Annotated in this window: 18 protein-coding genes; 13 read left to right on the top strand and 5 right to left on the bottom strand. The window is 68.2% G+C overall.

The window, feature by feature from the left end:
• Positions 1-258 precede the first annotated feature (258 nt).
• A complete protein-coding gene (locus tag VM95_RS18615; RefSeq protein WP_052707436.1) occupies positions 259-594 on the top strand; it encodes a hypothetical protein in 336 nt (111 codons plus the stop codon).
• A gap of 93 nt (positions 595-687) precedes the next feature.
• Here VM95_RS18615 and VM95_RS18610 read toward each other — a convergent pair whose 3' ends face one another.
• Positions 688-1,854 carry a damage-control phosphatase ARMT1 family protein gene (locus VM95_RS18610; protein WP_045698177.1) on the bottom strand — a complete coding sequence of 389 codons (1,167 nt, stop codon included), beginning with the start codon at positions 1,852-1,854 and terminating at the stop codon, positions 688-690.
• A gap of 304 nt (positions 1,855-2,158) precedes the next feature.
• Positions 2,159-3,529 (bottom strand): NsdA family TPR-like regulatory protein, encoded by a 1,371-nt coding sequence (locus tag VM95_RS18605; protein ID WP_482259533.1) that lies wholly within the window; start codon positions 3,527-3,529, stop codon positions 2,159-2,161.
• Between the two features lie 237 nt (positions 3,530-3,766).
• Here VM95_RS18605 and VM95_RS18600 point away from each other — a divergent pair, with 237 nt between their 5' ends.
• The 6 genes from VM95_RS18600 to VM95_RS18575 all read left to right on the top strand — a co-directional run bounded on the left by VM95_RS18600 (position 3,767) and on the right by VM95_RS18575 (position 8,112).
• The gene (locus tag VM95_RS18600) at positions 3,767-4,159 is read left to right on the top strand and encodes an ATP-binding protein (protein WP_045698175.1); all 393 of its coding nucleotides are present in this window, start codon (positions 3,767-3,769) and stop codon (positions 4,157-4,159) included.
• Positions 4,156-4,602: a hypothetical protein gene (locus VM95_RS18595; protein ID WP_045698173.1), complete on the top strand. Its 447-nt coding sequence runs from the start codon at positions 4,156-4,158 to the stop codon at positions 4,600-4,602. Before VM95_RS18600 ends, VM95_RS18595 begins: the two co-directional genes overlap by 4 nt.
• A gap of 161 nt (positions 4,603-4,763) precedes the next feature.
• A complete protein-coding gene (locus tag VM95_RS18590) occupies positions 4,764-5,348 on the top strand; it encodes a hypothetical protein (RefSeq protein ID WP_157882141.1) in 585 nt (194 codons plus the stop codon).
• 121 nt (positions 5,349-5,469) lie between these two features.
• On the top strand, positions 5,470-6,513 hold the full coding sequence (locus VM95_RS18585; RefSeq protein ID WP_045698168.1) for a glycosyltransferase family 4 protein: 1,044 nt from the start codon (positions 5,470-5,472) through the stop codon (positions 6,511-6,513).
• Between the two features lie 55 nt (positions 6,514-6,568).
• The gene (locus tag VM95_RS18580; protein ID WP_045698165.1) at positions 6,569-7,450 is read left to right on the top strand and encodes a radical SAM protein; all 882 of its coding nucleotides are present in this window, start codon (positions 6,569-6,571) and stop codon (positions 7,448-7,450) included.
• On the top strand, positions 7,447-8,112 hold the full coding sequence (locus VM95_RS18575; protein WP_045698163.1) for a PIG-L deacetylase family protein: 666 nt from the start codon (positions 7,447-7,449) through the stop codon (positions 8,110-8,112). The genes VM95_RS18580 and VM95_RS18575 overlap by 4 nt, the downstream gene beginning before the upstream one ends.
• 12 nt (positions 8,113-8,124) lie before the next feature.
• Here VM95_RS18575 and VM95_RS18570 read toward each other — a convergent pair whose 3' ends face one another.
• Complete coding sequence (locus VM95_RS18570) at positions 8,125-9,831, bottom strand: proline--tRNA ligase (protein ID WP_045698160.1); 1,707 nt, start codon at positions 9,829-9,831, stop codon at positions 8,125-8,127.
• 176 nt (positions 9,832-10,007) lie between these two features.
• Between VM95_RS18570 and VM95_RS18565 the strand changes: the two genes are divergently transcribed.
• Entirely contained in the window at positions 10,008-10,874 is an 867-nt protein-coding gene (locus VM95_RS18565) for a class I SAM-dependent methyltransferase (protein WP_045698158.1), read from the top strand.
• Positions 10,875-10,898: 24 nt separating this feature from the next.
• Here the strand turns inward: VM95_RS18565 and VM95_RS18560 are convergent, their stop codons facing one another.
• A complete protein-coding gene (locus VM95_RS18560; protein WP_045698156.1) occupies positions 10,899-11,438 on the bottom strand; it encodes a PIN domain-containing protein in 540 nt (179 codons plus the stop codon).
• Positions 11,435-12,538 carry an ImmA/IrrE family metallo-endopeptidase gene (locus VM95_RS18555; protein WP_052707434.1) on the bottom strand — a complete coding sequence of 368 codons (1,104 nt, stop codon included), beginning with the start codon at positions 12,536-12,538 and terminating at the stop codon, positions 11,435-11,437. Before VM95_RS18555 ends, VM95_RS18560 begins: the two co-directional genes overlap by 4 nt.
• Before the next feature lie 126 nt (positions 12,539-12,664).
• Between VM95_RS18555 and drmD the strand changes: the two genes are divergently transcribed.
• Genes drmD through drmC form a run of 5 tightly spaced genes read left to right on the top strand, consistent with a single transcriptional unit; the run spans position 12,665 to position 26,489 of the window.
• Positions 12,665-15,904 carry a DISARM system SNF2-like helicase DrmD gene (gene drmD, locus VM95_RS18550; RefSeq protein WP_244178836.1) on the top strand — a complete coding sequence of 1,080 codons (3,240 nt, stop codon included), beginning with the start codon at positions 12,665-12,667 and terminating at the stop codon, positions 15,902-15,904.
• A complete protein-coding gene (locus VM95_RS18545; RefSeq protein WP_045698152.1) occupies positions 15,901-19,980 on the top strand; it encodes an Eco57I restriction-modification methylase domain-containing protein in 4,080 nt (1,359 codons plus the stop codon). Before drmD ends, VM95_RS18545 begins: the two co-directional genes overlap by 4 nt.
• The gene (drmA, locus tag VM95_RS18540) at positions 19,977-23,711 is read left to right on the top strand and encodes a DISARM system helicase DrmA (RefSeq protein WP_045698150.1); all 3,735 of its coding nucleotides are present in this window, start codon (positions 19,977-19,979) and stop codon (positions 23,709-23,711) included. The genes VM95_RS18545 and drmA overlap by 4 nt, the downstream gene beginning before the upstream one ends.
• Positions 23,708-25,744: a DUF1998 domain-containing protein gene (drmB, locus tag VM95_RS18535; protein ID WP_045698148.1), complete on the top strand. Its 2,037-nt coding sequence runs from the start codon at positions 23,708-23,710 to the stop codon at positions 25,742-25,744. Before drmA ends, drmB begins: the two co-directional genes overlap by 4 nt.
• A complete protein-coding gene (gene drmC / locus VM95_RS18530) occupies positions 25,719-26,489 on the top strand; it encodes a DISARM system phospholipase D-like protein DrmC (protein ID WP_045698146.1) in 771 nt (256 codons plus the stop codon). Before drmB ends, drmC begins: the two co-directional genes overlap by 26 nt.
• Positions 26,490-26,525 lie beyond the last annotated feature (36 nt).

Below are 26,525 nucleotides of genomic sequence, written 5' to 3'. Positions count from 1 at the left end.
CTCCCCCCCCCCCCCCCCGCCCCCACCCGCCAATCTCGCCCCGCACGGACGACACCCGTCAGCCGCCGCCGAAAGCAGAACCCAGCCAAAGCAGACCGCCGGGATTTCGCGAGGAAGCCCTGCTTGGCCGGAGCGCCACAACTACCCTGCGGCAAGGTGACGGTGTCGATTCGATGTCCTTCTCGCTGGGAGGGATCCATTCCGGCAGCGCACGTCGTATGGTCCCTTGCTGCCCCGCTGCCGACCCGAAGGGACCGCATGACCGACTACGACCACGACTTCTACAACCCCGCCCCCGAACCCGCGCGTGCCGTCATCCGCGCCGTCCCGCACCCCGCCGAGCTCAACCCGCGCGGCATCACCATCACCTGCACCGGCTGCGGCGCCCGCCGTGACTGGCTCCTCCTCGCCGTCCACGACCAGATCTTCGTCCGCTGCCGCTGCGCCCACGAATGGCGCGAGCCCGACCTCACCCGCGCCGACTTCGACCTGCACTACGTCGAACCCGAGCACGAGTGGGACGACTTCGACACCGCCATGAGAGCCCTCGCCTTCGACGGCCTCCTCGCCGGAACGACCTGGAACCTGGACTGAGGTCCACGCCGCACCCGCCACTGTTCACCTCCGACGCTTGCCGCGTCACGCCCAGACGAGCGAGGACAGCAGGGCACACGGACGGCGCTTCGACTACCGGCGGAGGTCGACCTGGATGACGGCGTGGCGGCCGTTGGTACGCCACGGCGTCCCGGCGCTGTCGAGCTGAGCGACGACGGCAGCATCCACGCCGACGATCACGTCCGACTTCAGCGTCCGCAGGGCCGTCACGGCTGAGGGGAAGTGGCTGGCCACCCCGGTGAACGCGGTGGTGGGCAGCCACAGCTGATCGCTCACCAGCCGACGGTAGTTGAGGTCGCCCTTGAGGATCGTCATCGCCGCGCCGGTGAACTCGGACCGAAGGTCGGCCGGCATGTCGTGGAACGGCAGTGGTGCGCAGAAGAACGGGTGCGTGCGGATCACGAGCGTGCCGCTGTTCATCGCTCGCCACAGCCGTTCGCCGATCGTCGCGGCAGCCGCCGTGGTGGCGGTGCGCAGGCGCTCGACGGTGGCGAGGACATCAGCCATCATCGCGTCCGACACGTAGTACGGCTGCGGCTTCACGTACACGACGACCTGTGCCGCCAGGCCGGAAGCCAGGAGGTGGTCGACCAGCACCAGGTCCGGCAGGAGCTCCCGGCCGGCGTTGTCCGCGATGATGCAGACACGCCCGCCCTTGGCCCGCTCCAGCTCGGCCCAGAGCGACTCGCTGTCGTCGGCCACCAGGTCGGACGCGATCGACCCTCCGGCCTCCGCCGTGATCTGGAAGCTCAGGTCGGCGCGGTTGCCCCAGAGCGCCGAGGAGAGAAGCGCGGCGGCTCGCTTGTCGGTGAAGCCCGAGGGCAGGTCGCCGAGGGCTGCCAGCTCGGCGGCGACGGCCGGGCCGGAGAGTTCGGCGTCCTTGAACGGTGCGAACGGGTCGATGCCCTGCCAAGTCCCGGGCCGGAAGTAGCCGGTGGCTTCGAGCAGCCTGCGGTAGAAGTAGCTCTCGGCCCACAGGAACGGCGCATCGCCCCACGGCCGTCCGAACAGGCCCTCACCCCACTCCAGCCACTGCTGGTGATCGTGGGCACTGATGCTGAGCGGCTGCAGCACACCGTCAGTGCTCTCGGCGAGGAGCTCCGCGATCGCGACCCGCTCGCTCGGCCCGTACGGCAGTGCGTCGAGCACCTGCTGGACGAGCTTCGGGTGCCGCTCGTGGAAGACGTCCCGGGCGAACGAGCCGGGGGTACCGCTCAGGATCACGGGTGCGCTGGGCATGCTCAGAGTCGTCCTTCTACTCGGCTATCGGCGGGTTCGGGACTGACCGGCCCAGCGTCGCGGACGTGGATCTCCTCGGTACCCGATCCCACCGCGAGGTGGGTGCCTGCGGCATCGACGGCGATCGAACGTGCCCACCCTCCGAGGTTCACGAACCGGCTGAGGTGCCGAACCGTGCGCGAGTCCAGAGGTGCACAGAACCGTCGCCGTCGCTGACCACAATGACCGCCACCGAACCCTCACGGGAGCCCGCCTACTCGGCGAGCTCCCGCACCAGTAGCAAGTGCTGCGATGGTGAGAGCGATCACGCCGCAGCAGTGAGCTCCCGCGCCCGCTCCGCGAAGTCCACCACCAGACGGTGACCGCCGAACGGCTCCATGCGGCGCTGGAGGTCCTGGACCGCCTCGATGGCGCGGGAGGACTGCACCTGCTTGGTGAGCGAGAGAGTCCGTACACCGGCAGCGTGCGCGGCTTCAAGGTCATTGCGCTGCAGGTGCGAGACGGCCAATGCCGCCTGGGACATCGCGCCGCGCCGGGCACGCTTCTGCTGCCGGGCGTGGTCGATGGAGAGGCGGGCGTGCTCGGTTGCGTGGTCGGGCTGGTCGAGGTCGCGGAAGGTGTTGGCGTGCTCGCCGTGGAGGTAGGCGGCGTCGATGAACTTCGCCCACTCGGGCTCCTGATCCGACTGGACCCGCTCGAAGGCGTCCTCGGAGCGGATGATGGCCTGAGCGGCGCCGACCTTGTCTCCGAGCTTGGCCAGGGCGCGAGCCTCCAGCGCCCAGAGATCGGCCAGGCAAGCGGGCGAGGAGACCCCGGAGAGTCCGGCTCGGCCGGCTTGGGCGAGTCGGCGGCCCTCGTCAGGGTGGCCGAGGAGGGTGGCCTGGTCGGCCATGCCTGCCAGCACGTGGGCGCCGAGCGCGGGGTTGTGCGATTCCTCGGCGAGGCGGAGGGACTGGATCAGGTAGCGCTGGGCGGTGCCGTGTTCGCCGTTGTCATAGGCCATCCAGCCGAGGAGGTACGTCTGCTCGGCGGCGGCCTCGCACAGTGCCCGCCGAACCTGCTCGGTGTAGGTGCGACGGAGCAGGGGGTAGACGTGGGCGTTCATGTACTGGGCGAGCGCCAGTCGGCCCGAGCCGCCGCCCTGGAAGATGTCCATCTGCTGGAAGGCGCCGAACATGTTCCGGACAGCCGTCACGTCTTCCAACCGCACCTGCGGCCCAGGGGCTGGGGACTGATCCAGCGTGCTCAAGAGCCAGTCACGCGAGGGCCCGACGCCCGCGACAGCGGCGAACGGGGCCATGGCCAGGAACTTGCGACGGTCCACGTCAGCTCTCCCCAGGTTGGTGACGGCTTCCACGGTAGCCGCGTACGAGGAGTTGTACACCAGTGAGCGATCGGCGGACGGGGCGTCGGCGAGGCCGAGATCGTAGGTAGTGACCCGGTAGCCGAGTTCGGCGGAGAACACGTCGGCCAGGATGTCCGGCACCGGCTGGCGTGGAATCTCACCTCCCAGCCAGCGGCGGACGCTCGTCGTGTCCGGCGCGATGTGGGGCTGGCCCCACTCCTTCGCCTTCGCACGAACTCGCCTGCTCAGCTCGCCCCGGCTGATGCCGGACTGCTCCAGCAGTTGCTCGAGTTTGGCGTTCACCGGTTTCATCGCCGTGGCCCCCAGCACGATCGGTAGCGGAAGTGACACCCTTCGACACCCCCACCGACATTACTCCCGATTACTCAACAGCGGTTACCTGGTTGCCCGAAGTGATCTGCACCGCTTGAGGAGTACTCAGCTATGAGGACCGAGAGCACAGCAACTGATGTGACGTCACTCGGTTCTCCGGATGCCTGCCTCAACGCAGGGGAGCCGAGCGACCCGCCCGAAGTCGCGAGGCCGACCGAGCGGAGGTGGTATCGCATGAGCCTCCCCCTCGTCCGGCCCGAGCACATGGAACCGGTACGCGAGATCGTCCGCGCGCACCTGCGGCTATGGCGCAAAGCCGAGTTGAGCTTCGTCGCCGAGCTCGGGGTCACGGAGTTGCTCACCAACGTCTACAAGCACACCCGCGGTGACTGCGAGCTCGTCCTGTCGGAGACGGACACCGGCGTCTTCGTCGGGGTCAGCGACTTCGACGGGACCTTCCCGGTGATCCGAGAGCCGGCCGACGACGAAGTCGGCGGACGAGGGCTGTTCCTGCTCGCGGCCATGGCGGATGGGTTCGGCACCAAGCCGCGCAGAACAGGCAAGCAGGTCTGGTTCCGGCTCGGCCCCGAGGCATCAAGGCCCTACGAGGAGGAGAGCGCCGCATGACGTCGGCACCCACCCTGCCTGTCGCGCAGCCTGAAGGGCTCGGAATGACCCGCCCAGGCGTGCTCTACCGGTGCACCTCGTACTTCGACGTGCACGGCACTGAGTTGGCCCAGCTCTTCGACTGGGAGGTACTGCCGAACGCGGAGGCCGCGTACAAGCACCTGCGGCGAGCCGCTGCCGGCGTCAGCCAGGCGCTGAGTCGAAGCACGGATGCAGAGCTACGGAGGTGGCTGGGCGACCACTCCGTCCTTCCCTCCGTGATCAAGGCGATCGACGACGGCGGTGGCTACGAACTGGAGCTGTGCGGCACCGGAGTCCGCATGGCGCTCGCCGTTCATCGCGTCACCCTGCTGCCTCTGCTGAGTCGACGCCACTTCACCTGCCCTGCGCTCATTCTGCGCGGGCGACGGCTCTGGGTAGACAGCCGCGACAGCGCTGGCTAACCCGGCGACCCACGCAGACCGCGCCGCCGCCGAGCTTGGTCCTGACGTCCTGCGCGTGCTCGACGCTGCCCTCAAGGCTTCACCGCTGGGTCAGCGACGTGCCTGTGCGCGTCCGAAACACCCCAAATAACCCACAACCAGCCGAATTGAATGGAGACCCCGTGCCCGAGTCCGTTATGAAGCCATGCCTGCCCGACCCGCCGTCCGGCTACCGGTACCTCGACTTCCTGGGAGGCCCCAGCCGCCTCGTCCACGAGGACACCTGCCGGGGCTGCTTCATGAACCTCGCCGAACGCGAGCTGCCCGACATCCTCGCCCCCGTGTACGACGACGGCGTCATCACCGTCAGGCAGGACGCGGAGTGGGCAGTGCCCGGCTTCATGGTCGTCGGCGTCCGTCCGCACATCGGCGCTCTCGACGAGATGGAGCTGCCGTTGGTGGAACGGCTCGGGCGGGTGACGCACTTCGTCCGGCGAGCCATGCGTGAGCGGCTGGGCCTGGCGGCGGTGCAGATGTACCAGGAGGAGAAGCTCGACCGGCCGCACTTCCACATGTGGATGCTCCCGCTGTGGCCGGACACCATGGCCGCTCACGGCATCAACCCGCGGATCTACGAGTCCAACATCGCACGCTACCTCACGCTGTTCGCCCTCGACTCCCATGAGAAGGAGATCCGTCGCTGCGCGGACGAGGTGCGCGACTTCCTCACCGAGGTACCCGAGCTCGGCGCTGACACGCGCGCCTGAAGCCGAGCGAACCTCGCCGACGGCCGAACAGCCGGCCGTTCCGGGCTACGGCCCTCGTTCCCAACTGCCGCAGGCGGCCCGCCGCAACGGCGGGTCGCCGTGTCGAGAGGAGCTTGAACGTATGCGCATCGCACATGTGGCCCCCTTATGGGAGAGCGTCCCTCCCCGGGGCTACGGGGCCGTCGAGACGCTGGTCGCCGACCTCACCTCGGCCCAGGTCCTCGACGGGCACGACGTCACCGTCTTCGCCTCTGGTGACTCCAAGGTGGCCGGCAACCTCCACAGCATCGGTACGACGGCTCTGCACGCGGACCCGAGCGTCTGCGAGCCCGAGGTCTACCGCATGCTCCAGCTCCAGGAGGTCCGCGACCGCGCCTCCGAGTTCGACGTCATCCACTCGCACGTCCACTCCAACACCGGGTGTCTGGCGATTCCGGCGCTCCACGGTCTGCGCACTCCGGTGGTCCACACCGTGCACTGCTTCTTCAACGAGGACAACGCGCCGCTCTTCCGCCGGTTCGCCGCCGAGCGCTACGTGGCGATCAGCGGCGACCAGCGCTCCCACCTGCCAGAGCTCAACTACCTCCGCACGGTCCACCACGGCATCGACGTGGAAGCCTTCCCCTTCGGCACCGAAGCGGTCGACTCGTGGCCGTACCTGGTGTTCCTCGGCCGGATCCGACCCGAGAAGGGCGTCCACGTCGCCATCGAGGCGGCGCGCCGCGCAGGACTGCGGCTGAAGATCGCCGGCCGGATCAAGCCCGGTGACCGGGCGTACTTCGAGCAGCAGGTCCAGCCTCACGTGAACGGCGACCAGGTGGCCTTCCTGGGTGAGCTCGACTTCCCGCAGAAGACCGCACTCCTCGCAGGCGCCACTGCCACCCTGATGACCTCGCTCATCCCGGAGCCGTTCGGACTCGTGCCGATCGAGTCGATGGCCTGCGGCACGCCTGTGGTCTCCCTGCGCGCCGGGGCCGCCCCCGAGCTCGTCCGAGACGGCATCACCGGTTTCCTCGCCGAGAACGCCCAGGAGATGGCCGACGCGATCTGCCGCCTGCCGACGATCGACCGCGCCAGCTGTCGCGCGCACGTCGCCTCGGAGTTCTCGACCCGCCGGATGGCGGACGGCTACCAAGCCGCCTACCGGATGGCCATACAGGGCTGATCCGCTCGGCGTCGCACTGCTCAACTCCCGACCCCACTACCGCCAGTGAGGCATCATGCGCAGTGTCATCCTCAGCGCGGGCAAGAGCTGCTTCGTGGCCTGCCCCGGCTGCTACAACTACTTCGGCCGCACGGTCACCGAGACGTCCCAAGTGCTCAGGTTCGCGGCTGGCTTACGCGAACGGTTCGGCATCGAGAAGATCACCGTCGGAGGCGGCGACCCGCTCACCCGGCCCGACATCATCCCGCTCCTCACGGGCCTCCACGACCTGGGCCTCCGCATCCACCTGGACACCGTCGGCACCGCCTTCCTCGGCACGGCCCGGATCCGTTTCATGGGCACGGGTGCCGTCGACCAGGTCGCGGCCGACGATGTGGTCGCCGTCAGCGACTTGATCGGCATCCCGCTCGACGGCAGCACCGACGCCGTGCAGCAGCAGTTTCGCCGGCACGCGACCGTCGCCTCCCAGCTGGCGGTCTTATCCCTCCTGGGCAAGGTCGGAGCCCGGATCTGTGTCAACACCGTCGTCCACAGCGGCAACAGCGGTGACATCGCGGAGATCGCCGGGCTGCTCAGCGGATTCGTCGGTATCGAGGAGTGGCAGCTCTTCCAGTTCATGCCGATCGGGCCCTTGGGGCACCGAAACCGCGAGCGCTACCTCATCAGCGAAGGCGAGTTCCAGCGCGCCGTTGCCGTTGCCCGGGACAACGCGCCCGGACACGTCAGGATCGCCGCCAAGAGCGCGGGTGGCCGCAAGCATCGCTACCTGCTGATCGACTCCGCTGGCCTCGTGTGGACACCGGAGCAGTCGCAGGCCATCGTCTGGCACAGCGAGGACGCCAACGACCGCCGGCACCTGATCGGCAATGTCAGCGACGCCGACATTCTCGACCGCCTGGCCGCGCTGGAGAACGCTGTCGAGGAGGTGCCGGCATGACGGTCGCCGACCTGCTCGTCGTTGTCGCCCATCCCGACGACGAGACCTTGCACTGCGGCGGACTCCTCCACCGCACCGCCCTTCGCGGCGGTACGACGGTCACAGTCACCCTGACCCGCGGAGGCGCGGGCAGGACCCTCGGCATGTGCACCGAAGAGGACCTGCCCGCCCTTCGCGAGCAGGAGCTCCGTCGCGCCACCGAGGCACTCGGAGTCACGTGCGCCGAGGTCCACGACCTGCCCGACGGCGGCCTCAGCGACCACGAGGCGACCGGGACAACTCTCGTCCTGGAGGCATTGCGCCGCTGGAAGCCCCATCGAGTGGTGGCCTTCCCGCCCAACGGGATGAACGGCCATCCGGACCACCGCGCCGCACACCGGATCGCCCTCGCCGCGCTCGACCGCTACCAGGCCAGCCCGGACGTGCTCCTGGTGACCAGCACGATCCAGTACACCGAACCGGCAAGGCCCGGCTTCCTGGACCCCCGCCAGGTCGAGGCGATGCGACTGCCGGCCACCCTGCGGATGCAGGTGGGCGATGCTCTGGAAGCGAAGCTGCGCGCCATGGGCCACTACGAGACCCAGGCGCGCAGCGTCGCGAAGATCCTTCGCTGTTACCCGGAAACGCTCCTCACCGAGGCGTTCCACCGGGCGACCGGCTGACGAGCCGACGACTCACACAGCGGCTGTCAGCAGCTTGCGGACGTGTTCCACCGCCTCGGCCACCGGCACGGACTGGGTCTCGCCGGTGGCCCGGGTGGTGACCTCGACCGTGCCGTCGGCCAGACCGCGGGCGCCGACCGTGATCCGGTAGGGGATGCCGATCAGCTCGACGTCGCGGAACTTCACCCCTGGCCGCTCGTCGCGGTCGTCCAGGAGCACGTCGACCCGCTCGCCTTGGAGCTGCCGGTACAGGGTCTCGGCGGCCTCGGTCACCTTCTCGTCGCTGGTGCCGAGCATGACGACGGCCACCTCGAAGGGGGCGACCGAGACGGGCCAGACGATGCCCTTGTCGTCGTGGTGTGTCTCCACGATGGAGGCGAGCGCTCGCTCCACGCCGATGCCGTAGCTGCCCATGATCGGGACGACGCGCTCGCCGTCCCGGCCGAGCACGGTCACGCCCAGGGTTTCGGTGTACTTGCGGCCGAGCTTGAAGATGTGGCCCACCTCGATGGTGACCACCACCTCCAGCGGTGTACCGCACTGGGGGCAGGGCTCGCCGGCAGTCACCTCGCGCAGGTCCGCCCAGCGCTGCACCGCGATGTCCCGCTCGATGGACACGCCGCGCAGGTGGACTCCGTCGGTGTTGGCTCCCGTGGTCATGTCGGTCCGGCCGCGCAGGGCCTCGTCCGCGAGGATGGGCAGCTCGGCGATACCGACCGCGCCCAGGCTTCCGGGGGAGGCGCCGAGCGCCGCCTGGATCTCCTCCGCAGTCGCGGGCCGCACCGCCTTGGCGGCGAGCGTGTCGATGAGCTTCTGCTCGACCAGGGCGTGATCACCGCGGACCAGGATCAGGGTCAGCTGGTCGTCGACCACGTACACCAGCGTCTTGATCTGCCGCTCGGCCGGCACGTTGTGCTGGACGGACAGCTCCTCGATGGTGCGCGCGTTCGGGGTGTCGAACCGCTCCGGGGCGTGCAGACCAGGGCCGTCCACCACGGCGGGCAGCGCGGAGGTCGCCTTCTCGGTGTTTGCCGCGTAGTCGCAGCCCGGGCAGCGGACCACCAGGTCCTCGCCGGCGTTCGACGGGCTCATGAACTCCACCGACGCGCTGCCGCCCATGCTGCCGCTTGACGCCTGCACCGGGATTGCGGGCAGCCCTAGGCGGGCGAAGATCCGCTCGTAGGCGGCCTTGTGCAGGTCGAAGGAGCGGTCGAGGCCGCCGGCCTCGATGTCGAAGCTGTACGAGTCCTTCATTGTGAACTCGCGCACCCGCAGCAGGCCGCTCTTCGGGCGGGCCTCGTCGCGGAACTTGGTCTGGAACTGGTACCACATCTGCGGCAGGTCCCGGTACGACTTCAGCTCCTGTGACAGGACGGTGAAGATCTCCTCATGCGTCATGCCGAGCGCCAGGTCCGCACCCTTGCGGTCCTTGAGCCGGAACATCTCCTCGCCCATCACCTCCCAGCGACCACTGCGCTGCCAGATCTCCGCCGGGTGCAGGGCGGGCAGGACGAACTCCTGGGCACCGATCGCGGTCATCTCCTCGCGGATGATGTCCACGATCTTGGCGCGGACGCGCACGGCCAGCGGCAGCAGGGAGTAGTGGCCGGCCATGAGCTGCCGGACGAACCCTCCTCTCACCAGCAGGCGGTGGCTCACCGCATCCGCGTCCGCCGGGTCTTCCCGGAGAGTGGGCACGTACAGCTGGGACCAACGCATGGGACCGGAGACCGTCCTCTCGGTGAAACTGCGGAGTGTCGCGGCGGCGCTCACGCCGACATCACGACGGGGAACGCATTCTAGTGGCGGAGCCCTGCCCGAATCGCTCCGTTTTGAGAAGCACAGGTCAGAGCCCCCATGCGGAGCGGCGTCCCTGATGACACGGACGGAGGCAGATGGCCGACACACCGGATGAGACGCCCAGCAGCGATCAATCCGTCGAAGCCATCCGCCGCTACTACGACGCCCTCGGCGAGGCGGAGCACGACCGGCTCACCAAGGACGTCGCCGGTCGGGTCTCCTTCGAGATCCACCGCCACTTCCTGGACCAATATCTGAGCAAGGATCAGCGAGTCCTGGAGATCGGAGCGGGCCCAGGCCGCTTCACGACGGTGCTCGCCGAACACGACGCTCGCGTCGTGGTTACCGACATTTCACCCGTCCAACTCCACCTGAACGAGATCAACGTCACCGCTGCTGGACACGAGCACGCCATCGAAGCCCGCCACACCCTCGACGTGCGCGACACCAGCCGCTTCCCCGACGCCGCGTTCGACTTGGTCCTCGCCTACGGAGGCCCGCTCTCGTACGCGTTCGACCAGGAACACCAGGCCCTCACCGGCCTCTTCCGCATCGTGAAGCCCAGGGGCGTCGTGGTCGCTTCGGTCATGTCCCTGTGGGGAAGCTGGCGAGCCCGCTTCCCCGGCGCCACCCAGCTCGCTATCCGCTACGGCGCCGACGTCACCGATGCAGTCATCCGCACCGGCGACCTGCGCCACGTACCCGGCATGACCCACGTCTGCCGCATGTTCACCTGGGAACAACTCACCGCCCTCGTGACCGAATCCGGCGGCGAGACCCTCGCCGGATCGGCCAGTAACTGGGCGAGCCTCGAGGACCCGGCCGTACTCGCCGACATCGAACGTTCTCCGGGACTCTGGGAGCAGTTCCTCACCTACGAGACCACCGCCTGCGCCAGCCTCGGCGCCCGCGACGGCGGCACACACATCCTCTTTGCCGCCCGCCGGGCCGGTCCCGCGTAGCGAGCCAGGTACGCCTGGCAACAGTCAGTTCAGGAGGTCAGCCGCGGACGTGGGGAGCCGCAAGTGCCGACCTTGGTCGGCCATAGCCCGCATTAACGCGTAAGCGTCCTGTGCAGTGATATCCCCGTTCACAGCCGCGATGGCCATGAGATCGATTGTCTCGCGGGTGGTGATGCCCTTGAGTCGTGCGTACCTGAGTGCCTCGTTGTCATCCGAGATCCACCACGAGCCCGCGAACTCCCCGAGGTTCAGGATGACGTGGCAGGTCTCAGCTTCGCCGAGGTGCTTCAGCGGCTCGTCGTCGGTGCCGCCGAAGACCGTGCGGCGGATGCGGTTGATCTGTTGGACATCGACGTCCCTGGTGATCTCGATTGGCTCGCCGAGCCAGCCATCAGCTGTGAGGTTGCCGAGGGAGGGTAGGACGGATGCGGACCGGTGCGCTTCGTAGGCGACTGCGGCGGTCCATCGTCCGCGTTCGTCGAGTACTGCCTTGAGCAGATCGATTCGCTCCACCGAAGCGAAGTTGCACAGCACCGTATTGTCGGGGAAGAAGTAGGCGTTCACGAGGAGCTGGGAGCCTCGCTTCCCGTCTCCAGATCGCGCCTGAGCGCGTCAACATCCCTGCCAAGAAGGCCAGCGTACGGGCGGAGCGTGGCTTCGCCCGCCTCGTAGGCTGCGTAGGTGTCGCGCACGAGGAGTCCTGGGGGTCTAGAGCTGCTTGTGGTGACGGTTCGTCGGGCGAGCTCCTCACCGCGGCCAGCCAGGGCTGCCGCATTGGCCGAGGTGATGGCCTTGTAGCGCTCGCAGGCGCCGGCGTCGATCAGACGAAGGTTCAGTAGTCGATACGCGAGAGCTGAAGGGGTCACCATCCAGTCACAGGCCAGAGCAGCGAAAGATGCTTCGGTGAGACCGGTCGCGCCCACGGCCTGGCGCATTTCCTCTTCTGGCATGAGGAAGGCGGCGGCGAAGGCGTTGGCCTGGATTTCGCTCGGCTCCTTCGCGTACACCTTGTCGAATACGTCGTTATCGAGGTGCAGCTCTTGGTTGTCACCCGCCAGCAGGTGGCCAAGTTCGTGGGCCAGGGTGAACCGCTGCCGAGAGGGGAGGTGGCAGGTAGCAAGCAAAATGATCTTCGCGTCGCTCGATGCGGCGGCAAGCCCGTCGAAGTCGGGGCCGACCTCGACGACCGCCACATCGGCCCCGAACACCTCCTCCACCAGCTTCGAGAGGTCCTCCTGTTGTACGGACAGCCCGCTGCGAGCTACGGCCCCTAGTGCGCTTGTGGCCAGACGGCGACCCCGCTCCGTCCAGTTCCCTGTAGCGGGATCCTGAAGGACAGGCCGCCACGGCTGCGGGAAACCGATAGCTGCCATGTCTGATCTGAGCGTGCTGTACCGCCTTGCCGCGCGGATCGCCTCGCCGGCGCTACCGCCGGTGGTCCGTGCCGCCAGAGCAAGCGGAGGCTCCTCACCGGTGATCAGCCAGTCGACTGTCACGGTGCACAGCTCGGCGATACGCGCCAGGTCAAGCGACGAGAATCGGCGGCTGCCGCTCAGGGACTTGGACAGCTTGGAGTCGTCGAGCCCGATCCGGAGGCCGAAATCACGTTGACTCAGCCCCGACGCCTGGATCAGCTCGCGGACGCGGTCGGGGGTGTTCGGCATGCAAGCCATGCTAGCAGGACTGTTTGCGAAAATCGAAAAATAGCGCGAGGATGATTCGGGTAGATGGGCCGTCGTACCTCTTCGGCCGGTTTGGTCCGGTGATGATCCCGGTTCCGGCATGATCAGGTGGCAGTAGCAGCGGTGGTGGCGAAGGGACGCGCGATGGCGGTTGTGTCTGACGAGCAGGTGCAGCGGGGCCCGCGCACCGCGCAGCCTGCGGCCCTGCCGCAGATCCCCGAACCGGGACAGGTCGTCAACGTCCGGGGTTCCACCTGGGCGGTCGCGGATGTACGCCAACAGGGCTTGCCGCGCAGCCCCGCCGATGAGGGCACGGCTCAGCTGACGCACGTAGTCAGCCTCCAATCCCTGGAAGAAGACCGCCTTGGCGAGGAACTGGCAGTTGTCTGGGAGCTAGAGGTTGGGCACACCGTCGCGCCCGATCAGGGGCTGCCGGAGACCATCGCAGTGGACGGCTTCGACGACCCGAACACGCTCGCGGCATTCGTTGACGCCGTACGTTGGGGTGCGGTCACCTCCGCTGACGCCGACTCGTACCAGGCACCGTTCCGTAGCGGCGCCAACGTCGAGGCGTACCAGCTGGAGCCACTGCGCCGCGCCCTGCAGTCCTCCCGTACCAACCTGCTGCTTGCCGACGACGTCGGCCTGGGCAAGACCATCGAGGCCGGCCTGGTCATCCAGGAGCTGCTGCTGCGGCACCGGGCGCGCTCGGTCGTCATCGTCTGCCCGCCAAGCCTTGCACTGAAGTGGCAGGACGAGATGCGGGAGAAGTTCGGCCTGGACTTCGTGATCGTCAACAGCGAGCTGATGTCGCAGGTGCGGCGCAGCCACGGGCTGAACGCGAATCCGTTCCGGCTCTTCCCGCGGGTCATCGTGAGCCTGTCGTGGCTGCCGACGGTGCGCGCACAGCGTCTGCTGCGCTCGATCTACGCCGACGCCCGGGACACGGCCACCGCCCGACGGTTCGCGTTCGATGTGCTCGTCGTCGATGAAGCCCACCATGTTGCGCCCGCCGGCCCGAGCACAGCGGACGGCCACCGCGGGTACGCCGTGGACAGCCAGCGCACGGTGGCCACCCGCGAGCTGGCGGAGCGGTGCGAGCACCGCCTGTTCCTGTCCGCTACCCCGCACAACGGGTACCCGGAGTCGTTCACCGCGCTGCTGGAGATGATCGACGGTCGGCGGTTCAGCCGCGGCGCCCTCCTCGACGAGCGAGCGCTGCGCGAGGTGACGGTACGTCGGCTGAAGACTGAGCTGAAGGACAAGGGCTTCAAGGCCCGGCAGCTGAAGACCATCCCGTTCACGCCGGACGACGACGAGCAGCAGCAGTTCACAGTCCTTGAGCGCCTCCTCGCCGAGAGCGCCCGTGCCAACGGCAAGAAGCGCTCAGGCGACATCGTGGCGATGCTGCTGAAGAAGCGCTTCCTGTCCAGCCCGTGGTCGTTCGCCCGCACGCTGGAGCTCTACGAGCAGGCCGCCGCAACGGGTCGGCTGCCGGACCTGGATGACGAGGACGAGTACTACGAGGAGGTCCTCGGCAGTCGGCAGTCGGATGAGGAGGAGGGCCGGGAGGACCATCCGGAGTTCACCGCCCTGCGGCAGAGCAAGGGCTCCGATCCGCTGGTAGCCGCGAGCCCCCAGGAGATTTCCGCCCTGGTCTCATGGGGTCGGCGCTTCGAGCACCGGCCGGACTCCCGCCTGAAGGCGCTGATCGGCTTCCTCGACGCGGTCTGTCGTCCGGACGGCAGAACCTGGATGAATGAGCGGGTGGTGGTGTTCACCGAGTACGCCGCCACCTTGGACTGGATTGCCGACGTGCTCACCCAGCGCGGCTACGGCGAGGTGCTGGCCACCATCCAGGGGTCCACGCCCACTGAGGAGCGGGAGGAGATCCGCGCCCGCTTCACCGAGGACCCGAGCAAGGAGCGCGTGCGGGTGCTCGTCGCCACCGACTCCGCCGGTGAGGGCATCGACCTGCAGACGTACTGCCACCGGCTGGTCAACTTCGACATCCCGTTCAACCCCTCCCGACTGGAGCAGCGGATCGGGCGCATCGACCGCTACGGCCAGCACCACACGCCTGAGATCTACCACTTCGCACCTAACTCGACCTCGGCGACCTACGCCGCGGACATGGACTTCATGCGCCGCATCGCGGAGAAGGTCGGCAACGTCGCCCACGACCTCGGCTCGGTCAACCAGATCATCGACGGCGAACTGCAGGAGCATTTCAGCCCGAGCACGGCCACCCGCAAGAGCCGGGCCACCGACCGCGAGAGCGGCGACGCAATCATCACCCGAGCGCTGGCGGGCGGCATCGAGCTCAACCGCCGCCTCACCGAGCTGTCCCGCACATACGACCAGCGCAAGCTGGAGATGCACCTGACTCCCGGCAACGCCCGTCGCGTGGTGGACGCGGCTCTGGCGCTCACCGCGCAGCCGCCGCTGATCGAGATCGGCGACGACCGCAGCGATGCCAAGGTGTTCGAGATCCCCTCGCTCGGGTCGGCCTGGCAGCACGCCCTCGATGGGCTCGATACCCGCCTGAAACCCGGCGTCCTGCGGCCGATCACATTCGACGACAAGGCAGCCCAGGACCGCACCGATCTGGTGCACGTCCACCTCGGCCACGCGCTGATGCAACGCTCGGCCCGGCTGCTGCGCAGCGCGCTGTTCAGCGTCGACTCCCCAGTGCACCGGGTCACCGCGGTCGTGGTCGAGGACCTGCCTCAGTCGTGCGTAGCCGCCGTCTCCCGGCTGGTCCTCGTCGGGCGCGGCGGCCTGCGGCTGCACGAGGAGGTCTTCCTAACTGGGATCCGCCTGCGTGGCCAGGCAATGGCCGAGGCCAAGGTAGAGGAGGTGCTCGACCAAGCCCTCGACGCGGAGCGCCTGGCCCTGGCTGACGAGAGCGTGCGGGTCACGCTCGCCCAGCTGTGGGACGCGGAGGACTCCCGGCTGCGGACCCGCCTGCTCAATGCCGTGGGGCGCAGGGCCGAGTCCCACCAGGAGCGGGTTACCGAGGCACTGCGTACCCGCCAGGAGTCCGATGTCTCCCGTGCCCGGGAGATCTTCGCGGCCTTCCGGATCAACCTGGAAGAGTCCCGCGAGCGGCTGGCGCGGGAGATCCAGGCCCAGGAGGAACTGTTGTTCACCGACGACCAGCAGGCACAACGCCGCCGTGACCTGCTCGCCATGGAGGACCGGCTGGCCAACCTCCATGAGGAGGAGCAGCGCGAGATCGCCGCGATCGGCGAGCGCTACGCCGACGTCAAACCGCACGTGTCCGCCGCGGCCGTGGTCTTCGCGCTGACCCCGGCCGACGCCGAAGCAGGGAGGGTGCAGTCATGAGGCGCAAATCCGCCGGGCCAGCGCGTTCCACCGCCGACCTCCACCGCGCGTGGCTGGAGCTGGTGGACGCCGATGGGCCATTCCTGTCCGTTCCTGCCCTCAAGCGTGTCTGGCAGCAGGGGATGCCACAGCTCGGCGCCGACCAGGCGGCCCTGCTCAAGGACGCCAAGCCGGCGTTCGAGAAGGCATGGGAAGGCTGGGACCTGCGCCGAGACGATCCGTCCGCGCTCGACCGCTACCGCGAGGCCCGCGATGCTTGGGTCAAACTGATTCTCCGGAACGTCCTCGGCTGGGGCGACCACTACACCACCGACCTGACTGGGGCTCTGTTCGCAGACGCCGCCGACGGCGTGCGGTCGCCCAACTATGCCGTGACGGTGACGCCCACCGGAGCGCTCGCCTACGGCGAGACGATCGGCGCGCTCGTCCTTGTCGTTGACCCCGTGGACTCGCTACGCGACCCGCTGGACGACGGCTGGGCGACCAGCCCGATCGACCGCATGGAGGAACTGCTGCGGCATGGGAAGGTCCCCATCGGCGTCGTCACCGACGGACGCTGGTGGGCGGTCGTCAGCGCCCGCAAGGACACCATGGTCGCCTCTGGCGTCGTCGACGCGCAGACCTGGATCGAGGAGCCGCAGACCCGCGACGCCTTCGTCGAACTGCTCCGGCTCCGGCGGCTGCTCGGCGGACGCCCGGAGGACCGCCTGACCGAGCTGTTCGGCGAGTCGGTCGCCGCCGCCGAGGAGATCACCGAAGCACTCGGCGTTCAGGTGCGGCGCGCGGTCGAGCTGCTCGTACAGGCCCTGTCGGAGGCCGGCCTGGACGCCGTCCGCCATGGCGAGCCCGACCCCCTGCCGGCGGACCGCGAGGAGGTCTACGAGGCCGCCGTGACGGTGATGATGCGAGTGGTCTTCCTGCTCTTCGCCGAGGAACGCGGCCTGCTTCCGCAGAGCCGGCTGTTCGCGATGGGCTACGGCATCAGCGACGAGCTGGACGCCCTCGACCGTCGCGAGCGCGAAGAGGGCGGCGAAACCCTCGACGGAACCCACCTGACCTGGCACCGGCTGCTGGCGACCTCTCAGGCGCTCTCGCGCGGCGCTTCGTTCGAAGATCTGCGTCTGCCTTCCTACGGCGGCTCGCTCTTCGACCCCGACCGCTTCCCGTTCCTCACCGCCCGCAGTCCCCGCGACACACTTGCCATCACGGTCAGTGACCGGGTCATGCTGGAGGTTCTGCGCGCGGTGCAGATGGCCCAGCTACGGGGCGAACCGGCCCGGCGGATCTCCTTCCGCGACATCGACGTCGAGCAGATCGGCTACATCTACGAGGGCCTGCTCGGCTACTCCAGCCAGGAGACGAAAGAGGTCACCATCGGCCTCATCGGCAAGGCCGGCGAGGAGCCGGAGATGCCGCTCGCCGAACTGGAGGCCATGGCCGCCCGGTACCACGACCCGGCGAAGCTGGCCGACGCCATCCTGGCCTGGGCGAAGGACGACCAGCCCGCCGCCAAACTGCCGTCCAAGGCCGCACTGGCCAAAGCGATCCGCGGCAGCACCGAGGTCGAAGACGCCGAACGCGCTCTCCGCGCCGTCACCACCGACGAGGCCCTGCGCGATCGGCTGCGGCCCCTCATCGGCATCATCCGACGGGATCTACGCAACCGGCCCTTCGTCGTCGAACCCGGCGGCGTTCTGCTCGTCGAAACCCCGTCGCGCGCCACGGCGGGTGCCCACTACACCCCGCGCAAGCTGGCGGAGGAGGTCGTCAAGTACGCCCTAGAGCCGCTGGTCTTCAATCCCGGCCCGCACCAGACCGGCGACCCCGATGCGTGGCGGCCGTTGTCGTCCGACGACATCCTCGACATCAGGGTCGCCGACATCGCCTGCGGCTCCGGCGCCTTCCTTGTCGCCGCCGCTCGTTTCCTGGCGGCCCGGCTCGTCGAAGCGTGGCGCCGCGAGGGTGTCGCGACTGGGAGCGCGCACGACCTGTACGTCCACGCGATAAGGACAGTGGTCGCCAGGTGCCTGTACGGCGCGGACATCAACGCCATGGCCGTGGAGATGTGCAAGCTCTCACTGTGGCTGGTCTCCCTCGACCCCAAGCTGCCCTTCTCCTTCGTCGACGACAAGGTCCTGCACGGCAACTCCCTGCTCGGCCTTACCGACGCTGAGCAGCTCCGAGCACTTCACATCACCCCAGCCAAGGCGGCTGCAACACCGCTCTTCGACCTTGGTGACGGAGCTCAGGCGATCCGCCACCTCGACATCGACGGCGTGCTCACCCGGGCAGCCAGGCTGCGCCGCAGCCTGGCGAGCGAGGTCAGTGATAACGACCCTCAGCGCTCGGCGGCCACGAAGCGGAGGCAGTGGCGCGAGTACCAGGAGCTGACCCACCAACTCGCGGACGTCGCCGATGGCGTGATCGCGGCTGGCCTACAGCTCGGCGGCAAGCCCGGCAGAGCGCTATCGGAGGCGTACGAGAACCTGCGCGTTGCCGTCGGCCGGGCGTACCCCGCAGACGCCGACGAACCCAACAAGGCCATGCTCGACGGCATCCTCACTGCCGGGCTCACACCCACGGTGAAGACCGACTATGAACGGTGGAAGCCTCTTCATTGGATCCTCGCGGTGCCGGACGTGATGGAGAGGGGCGGCTTCGACGCGATCATCGGCAACCCGCCGTTCCTGGGCGGGCCGAAGCTTACAGGCGCTATGGGGACCAATGTGCGCGACTGGTTCGTCACCATCTTGGCGTCCGGACGGCGAGGCACTGCAGATGGCGTTGCATATTTCTTCCTCCGTGCCATGCAGTTGCTCACAAGAAAGGGAAATATCGGCCTAATCGCCACAAACAGCATCGCCCAGGGCGCCACCCGAGAGGTGGGGCTGGACCGAATGGTTGCCGATGGATTCTGCATTACCAGGTCCATTCAGAGCCGAACATGGCCGGCCGCTGGTGCAAATTTGCAGTATGCCGCAGTCTGGGGCACACGCGGCACCGTTGCACCTGGAGCGCCCAGGGTTTCCGACGGCGTCGGGACGGAGAGAATTTCAACGCTCTTGGAGCCCGCCGGTCGAATCGATGGAATTCCCATTCAGCTAGCCGAAAACAGTGGCATCGCTTTCATCGGCTGCTACGCGCTCGGCATGGGATTCGTTATCGACCCAGAAGAGGCTGCAGACTGGATTGACGTTGACTCAAAGAATGCCGAGGTACTCTTCCCGTATCTAAATGGAGAGGATCTCAACTCCCGACCTGACGCCTCGCCGTCTCGCTGGATCATCGACTTCAATGGTCACCTAGAGATGCAGGCCAAGAGGTATGAACTGCCATACGGCAGATTGGCTGAACGCGTAAAGCCCGAGCGGGCGAAGAAGGCGAAGGCAGTTCGGGAGGCTCCATGGTGGCTCTTTCTGCGGTCCCGCCCTGCGATGCGAAAGGCAATTGCGGACCTGAATGAATTTCTTGTCATGACGCGACACTCGGTGACAGTGATGCCTTACCGGATCAGCAAAGGGCTCATTCCAAGCGAGGCCACTGTAGTTTTTGCCACAGACTCATTTGTAGACCAGGCGGTACTGTCATCCAGTCTGCACCAGATGTGGGCAATCAAGTACGGGTCAGGATTGCGAAATGACCCACGCTACACGCCTTCCGGCGTGTTCGCTACATTCCCTCGCCCGAAAACAAACAACCGGCTGGCCGAGATTGGCAAGGAGTTGCACACGGAGCGGCACGAGATCATGCTCAGGCGTGATCTCGGCCTGACGAAGCTCTATCACCTCGTCAATGATCAAGAAATCGCCGATTCTTTCGATCGCGACGTTGCGCGCCTCCGGCAACTCCATGTCGCGCTCGACGAGGCTGTCATGGACGCCTACGGCTGGGGTGATGTCCCGCTGGAGCATGGGTTCCACACCTACCGGCAGATGCAGCGGTGGACGGTCAGTCCGGGGGCGCGCGTCGAGATCCTGGACCGGTTGCTGGAAGAGAATCACCGCCGTGCCGCTGTCCAGGGGGAGGCATCGGCCCCGATCGATGCCGATGAAGAGATCGAGGGTGAGGACGAGTGAGCAAGCCCAGCTCGAAGCCGGCCGCGGCGTCACCCGCCGCCAAGGCCGAGGACCAGGCGGACTACCGGCTCGTGCGTGAGCCTGACGGACGGTCGTGGACGGCGCGGGAGAACTTGGTCGACATCCTCGAACGGGAGCTACTCGGCCCGGCGGGCGGTCCGGAAGAGGTGCTGGACGCGGCTCCGGACGCCGCGTACCTGATCGGCCGGATCGCCCCGTTCAAGCTGACCGTCAGCCGCGACGACCCGCAGGAGGCCGACGCCGCCGATGCTGCCACTGATGTCGGTGACGCCGTGGATGCGGACGAGAGCCGGGGCGTGCCTGTCACCGCTGTCGATGAGAGCACCACAGGCGCGGACGAGGACGCCGGGGTGGAGGATCAGCCGCAGCAGCGCGGGCTGATGATCCCCGCGTCGATGGGTCTGCGCTGCCAGGTCCCGTCCGATCTCGACTCGTTCACGGTCACCGCCTCCTGGGGGCTGTACGAGCCGGTCAAGGTGGAGTCCGAGGCCACTGATGGTGGGCGCGTCCGCCGTTACAAGCGCACGCCCATCGAGATCGTCACGAAGGTCGCTGTCGCCGACCTCAAGGCAGGGGCCACGGCGGAGTTCCCGCTGAAGGACAAGGTCGTGCTGCGCGTCGACCGGCACGCTGACGAGGCGCGTGGCTGCTTGATCGTTGAGGTGGCGTTGTGCAACGACAGGGAGACGCCGCGCAAGATTCCGGTCGAGGCGTGGCTGTACCAGACAAGGCTGACCGTGGACGCCGGGGGCGCCGAGGTGTTCCTCCCCGTCGCGGATCCGGTGGAGGACACCCGCTATGAGCGGGACGACGAGCTGCGGCGGTTGAATCTGCAGTACCGGGACCGTCTGGAGTTCGCCGTCGGGCGCACGTGCTCGGTGGACTGGCAGGTGGCGGCAGGTGCGCGCCGGGCCAGCGAGGTGTGGACGACTTGGCTTCCGACCTGTCAGACGCCGCAGACCACGGCGGAGGAGATCGGTGAGGCGCTGCTGGACATGACCGTGCTCGCCTCGGCTAGCCGGGAGGAGCTGCGGGCCGGCCTGGAGCCGATCGTCCGCGAGTACGCGGCCTGGCTCAACGGCGAAGGGCGTCGTGCCGAGGCCCTGCCGGAGCACCTGCGAGGCGAGGGGCTGGACGCAGTCAGCGAGGCGCGCAAGGTCCAGCGTCAGCTCGCCAAGGGCTTGGAGCACCTGCTTGCCGACGACGAGGCGTTGCGCTGCTTCCAGTTCATGAACAGAGTGATGGCGGACCAGCGCATCCACACCCAGGTGGCCGAGCACCGGGCCAAGCACCCGCAGGTGAGCATCGAGCAGGCCCGCGCCGCCGTGCTCGCTGACAAGGGCGCGAAAGCGCACTCGTGGCGCACCTTCCAGTTGGCCTTCATTCTCATGCAGCTGCCGCTGCTCACCGATCCGGCGGCAGAGAAGCGCTCCGGCGATCTGGCGAAGGCGCAGCTGCTGTTCTTCCCGACCGGTGGTGGCAAGACGGAGGCGTATCTGGGTCTGGCCGCTTACACGTTCGCGATCCGGCGGCGCCAGGGCGTCGTCGTGACTCCGGATGGCGCGCTGGACGGTGGCGCGGGCGTGGCTGTGCTGATGCGTTACACGCTGCGGCTGCTTACGGCGCAGCAGTTCCAGCGGGCGACGGCGCTCGTCTGCGCGGCCGAGCTGGCGCGCAGGACGGACCCGAAGACGTGGGGCGAGGAGCCGTTCCGGATCGGGCTGTGGGTGGGCACGGATGTGAGCCCGAAGCGGTTCGAGGAAGCGGCAACGCAGCTGGAGAAGGCCAACAACCGCTCCGGTTACCGGCTGACGGTGCTGCAGATCCAGCGGTGTCCGTGGTGCGGCAGCAAGATCGGTGCCCGGGAGGTCAGGGCGGTCAAGGCGTCCCGTCGGGTGCACGTGTATTGCGGGGACGAACTTGCGGGCTGCCCGTTCGCGGAGGGCGGTGAGGTGGCCGAGGGGCTGCCGGTGCTGACGGTGGATGAGGAGATCTACCGGCTCACCCCGGCGTTCGTCATCGCCACCGTGGACAAGTTCGCCCGCCTAGCGCGGGAAGGGGAGGCCGCCTCCCTGTTCGGCTACGTGTCCCGGTTCTGCGGGCGGCATGGTTACGTGCACCCAGACTCCCGGTACTGCGAGCTGACCGACAACGGCAGGCATCCGGCCAAGGATGGTCTACCTGCCGCAGGACTCCGGCCGGCCGGGCGGCTGCGTCCGCCGGACCTGATCATCCAGGACGAGCTGCACCTGATCACCGGGGCGCTCGGTACGACGGTGGGCCTGTTCGAGGTGGCGATCGACGTGATGGCGGGCTGGCGCGACGCGCAGGGCCGGGCGGTCCGGCCGCTGTTGGTCGCCTCCACCGCCACTGCCCGCAACGCGGATGATCAGGTGCGCGCCCTCTACGGGCGGTATGTGACGATCTTCCCGCCGCAGGTGCTCGACGCCGGGAAGACGTTCTTCTCCAGGGAGGAGCCCGTATCGGAGCACTTCCCCGGTCGGCGCTACGTGGGGATCAGCACCACGGGGGTCCGGTTGACCACAGCGGAGATCCGGGTCGCCGAGGTCCTCATGGCCGGCGCGCAGTTGCTGCTCGACCGGTCCGGCACGGCCGCTGACCCCTACATGACCCTGGTCAGCTACTTCAGCGCCACACGCGAACTGGCCGGTATGGCCCGCTACATGGGCGACGACATCCAGACCGCTCTCTTCAAGCGGCGACCGTGGTCGAAGCTGCCCCGCCGCACCGGCACGGACTACGGGACGCTCAACACCGCGGAGCTCACCTCCCGTGTGGCCAGTGCCGACATCACCACCACGCTGGACCAGATGGCAGTGCCGTTCGACCCAGCCTTCGACTCCGTCTCTGGTAAGCGGGAGTTGCGCGCGCTGCGCGAGGCGGGCAAGCCGATACCCACCCGCGAGGTAAGCCCGTACGACGCGATCCTGGCCACCTCGATGCTGCAGGTGGGCGTGGACGTGACCCGGCTCGGGCTGATGCTCGTGGTCGGGCAGCCGAAGAACACGGCGGAGTACATCCAGGCGTCCTCGCGCGTGGGACGTTCCGGGGAGAAGCCCGGACTGGTGGTCACGCTGGGAAACTGGGCCCGGCCACGCGACCTCGCACACTTCGAGCAGTTCCGGCACTACCACGAGACCTTCTACGCCCGGGTGGAGGCGCTGTCGGTAACGCCGTTCTCGGTCACCTCCCTGGAGCGCGGGCTGGACGGCGTGCTGGTCAGCGCGGCCCGGGTGCTCGACGCCGTCCGTCCCGACGGCTTGTCGCCCGAACAGCACGCGGGCCGGATCGCGGCCGAGCGCGACTTCGCGGAGGCGCTGATCGACGGGCTCGTGGCGCGGGTGCAGCGGGCATCCGACGAGGATGCGGCTGACCGGGCACGTCAGCGTCTGCGCAACCGGCTCGACCAGTGGGAGAAGCGGCGCACGCATCTTGCGCGCCTGCGCAAGGGCCTGGTCTACGAGCGAACGTCGGACGAGGCGCACTTCGGCCCGCTCATGATCAGCGCCGAAAACGCCCGCTCCGCGGCGGACAGCAAGGACGCTCCACCGTTCGTCGTGGCCAACTCGATGCGCGAGGTGCAACCGGAGATCAACCTCCTGGTGAGCCCGATCAAGGAGAACCTGATCTTCGTGGAACCGCCCGGCACCCCGAGCTGGGACTTCGCTCCACCCAAGGAGGACTCGTGACAGCCGAACCCCTCGCTGAGACCCGGTTCCTCTACGACGCGTCCAACGCCGTCGATCCGCTGGGCGACGCCGAGCGGGAGTCGGACGAGGGCCGCAAGCACAACCGGGCCAAGGTCGGCTCGGGGCGCCCGTCCTCCCTGCTGTACACCTACGGTCCGGGCGCGATCATGGACCTTCCGCAGTTCACGGTCATGCCGTCCGGCCTCGACGACTGGGACCGGATCTGGCGTCGGCGCGACGGCATTCCGCAGATCCGGGCGCCACGGCTGCGTCAGGCCGTCGCCATGCTGCTGCGTTCGCGGGACATCCAGCTGCGGCCCTTCCCCTGGCAGGCGAAGAAGATGAGCCTGTCCACCGAGGGCAACGACCTTGGCGTGCCCGCCCGCGTGTTCCCGCAGTGGCTGCGGTGCACCGGCTGCGACATGCTCGGCGCCCTCGCGCAGTTCGACTATCGCAACACCCACCCCTACCGCACCGACCTAGCCTGCTTCGAGCACGCCCGGTGCACCGGCCGAGCCGGTGACCGCACGCGCAGGCCGACCCGCCGCCCGGCGGTGCCGGCCCGCTACCTGCTGGCCTGCGTCGACGGTCACCTCGACGAGTTCCCCTACGAGCGGTGGGTCCACCAGGGCCAGCAATGCGACAAGGCAGAGTTCCCGGCGCTGAAGATGGTCGACCGCACGGCTGGCAAGGGTGCATCGGCCGTGATCCGCTGCGAGTCCTGCGGCGCGCGGCGGCCGATGAACGAGGCACAGGGCGAAGCCGGACGGTCCAAGCTGCCGCGCTGCCGCGGGCGTCACCCGCACCTGGACGCGTTCGAGCCGGGCGGCTGCGGCAACGAGACCCGGCTGATGCTCGTCGGTGCCTCCAACCTGTGGTTCCCGGCGACGCACTCGATCATCGTGATGCCGGAGTCCTCGGAGGAGCGCAAGAGCGACCTCGCCGACCAGATCCGAACCGCCCTGGGCGAGAAGCTCGCGAAGTACCGGGATGACCTGGAGACCCTGCGGGACGTGCTGGACGGCAAGGTCGACGTCACCGACCTGTCGGACGCAGAACTGACGGAGGCGGTGGCAGCGGCCGGTGCGCCTCCGGCCTCCGAGGCGGAGCAGGAAGAGCGCATCCGCACCTGGGATCCCGTCGACCTTCTCGTTCCCGAATGGCTATACCTGCAAAAGGACGTGCTCGGCCCCAGGGTTGAGGACCCGTCCAGCGGGCTGACGCTCTCGAAACGAGAGCGCGATCCCGGCCTGCCGACGCAGATCACCCGGGTGCTCGCAGTCGAGAAGCTGCGCAAGGTCAACGCCCTGATCGGCTTCACCCGGATCGACGCTATGGACCGCGTAGGGGACTTGCCGCGCCGACTCGCCCCGCTGACCCGTAGTGCCCGCCCAGCCTGGACCGTCGCCACCGAGGACCGCGGGGAGGGCATCTTCCTACAGCTGGACGACCAGGCGGTCGCCGCGTGGGAGGAGCGGATCTCCACCAGCGACATCTGGCGGGCGCACCGCGACGCCCATCGGCGCAACTTCCACCGCCGCTTCTCCGAAACGGCCGTCCAGGTCGACCCCGACACTCGGCTGAGGCCGCCGCGCTACTGGCTCGTCCACACCCTCGCCCATGTGCTGATCCGCGAACTGGCCATGACCTGCGGCTACTCCGCGGCTAGCCTGAGCGAGCGCCTGTACGCCTGGCCAGAATCGGAGGGACGGTCTGCCGCCGCCGGCCTTCTGATCTGCACCACCGCCTCGGACAGCGATGGCACGCTCGGCGGCCTGGTGCAGCTGAGCGAGCCCACGCGCCTGCAGGGGGTTGTCTCCCGCGCCCTCTATCGAGCCACCCGGTGCTCCTCGGACCCGATCTGCGCCACGCGCACGCCGCAGGACCCCGAGGACTTCCTCCACGGCGCCGCCTGCCACTGCTGCGTCATGGCCTCCGAGACCTCCTGCGAACGGGCCAACCGCTTCCTCGACCGCCGCTTCCTCGTCGACCTACCCGGGAGCAACCTTGGCTTCTTCGACCACGCCGATTGACCCGGCGGCGGCGAGGCAGCTCGGGCAGCTCCTTACCGGCACCGAAGCCCGAGAGATCGCCGACCGGCTCACCGACGGCGACACCCTGACGGCTGCCCTCAAGGTGGTCGCTGCCGGATGCAGAGCCGAGGTGCGAGCGCTGCTGGAACGGGGTTCTGGACCAGGATCGCCCGGCACAGGCCAGGTCGTGGCCGTGCTCCGAGCCGTGGAAGGAGCGCGGTCGATCACTACTGCCCTCGACCCGCTCTGGACCATGCCCGGCCACCTGGCCCAGTCTGGCCCGCTGACCAGCTCTGTCGCCCACCTCGTCGACAGCGCCCGCCAGTCCGTCACCTGTTCGACCTTCAACTTCCAACGTTCGTCAGGGCTCTGGGGAGCGCTAAGCCGAGCGGCCAGCCGTCCAGAGATCGACGTGCGGATCTATCTCGATTCCCAAGCAGCCGACCGGCACTCCAAGCCCGGGTCGCCGACCACAGCAGAGGTGGCCGCGCACCTTCGCCCAGGGATCGTCCTACGCACGAGGGAGTTCGATGGAGGACCAGTGCGCAACCACGCTAAGTTCCTCGCCATCGATCACCGGTTCCTCCTGGTCACCAGCGCCAACTTCTCCTGGAGCGCGGAGTACGGCAACGTCGAGTTCGGAGTCCTCATCGACAACCCCAATCTGACCGAGTCCGTCGAGCGAGAGATCCATCAGGTCGAAGACCAGCTCTACGAGCGCGTTCCCGGTCTTGGGGTGACGTGAACCGCCGGAGTCACCGGCAGCGCCATCAGACGGCCC

Origin of the sequence: Streptomyces rubellomurinus, assembly GCF_000961885.1 — a bacterium.
GTDB lineage: Bacteria > Actinomycetota > Actinomycetes > Streptomycetales > Streptomycetaceae > Kitasatospora > Kitasatospora rubellomurina.
Note: the sequence above shows the minus strand (reverse complement) of the source record. Positions and strands in the feature narration are given on the sequence as shown.

What these genes read in the sequence shown, in the direction of transcription:
- VM95_RS18565 (WP_045698158.1), top strand. Translation starts at nt 10,008, where the DNA reads ATGGCCGACACACCGGATGAGACGCCCAGCAGCGATCAATCCGTCGAA.
- VM95_RS18555 (WP_052707434.1), bottom strand. Translation starts at nt 12,538, where the DNA reads ATGCCGAACACCCCCGACCGCGTCCGCGAGCTGATCCAGGCGTCGGGG.
- VM95_RS18575 (WP_045698163.1), top strand. Translation starts at nt 7,447, where the DNA reads ATGACGGTCGCCGACCTGCTCGTCGTTGTCGCCCATCCCGACGACGAG.
- VM95_RS18585 (WP_045698168.1), top strand. Translation starts at nt 5,470, where the DNA reads ATGCGCATCGCACATGTGGCCCCCTTATGGGAGAGCGTCCCTCCCCGG.
- VM95_RS18610 (WP_045698177.1), bottom strand. Translation starts at nt 1,854, where the DNA reads ATGCCCAGCGCACCCGTGATCCTGAGCGGTACCCCCGGCTCGTTCGCC.
- VM95_RS18615 (WP_052707436.1), top strand. Translation starts at nt 259, where the DNA reads ATGACCGACTACGACCACGACTTCTACAACCCCGCCCCCGAACCCGCG.
- VM95_RS18570 (WP_045698160.1), bottom strand. Translation starts at nt 9,831, where the DNA reads ATGCGTTGGTCCCAGCTGTACGTGCCCACTCTCCGGGAAGACCCGGCG.
- VM95_RS18580 (WP_045698165.1), top strand. Translation starts at nt 6,569, where the DNA reads ATGCGCAGTGTCATCCTCAGCGCGGGCAAGAGCTGCTTCGTGGCCTGC.
- VM95_RS18600 (WP_045698175.1), top strand. Translation starts at nt 3,767, where the DNA reads ATGAGCCTCCCCCTCGTCCGGCCCGAGCACATGGAACCGGTACGCGAG.
- VM95_RS18545 (WP_045698152.1), top strand. Translation starts at nt 15,901, where the DNA reads ATGAGGCGCAAATCCGCCGGGCCAGCGCGTTCCACCGCCGACCTCCAC.
- VM95_RS18595 (WP_045698173.1), top strand. Translation starts at nt 4,156, where the DNA reads ATGACGTCGGCACCCACCCTGCCTGTCGCGCAGCCTGAAGGGCTCGGA.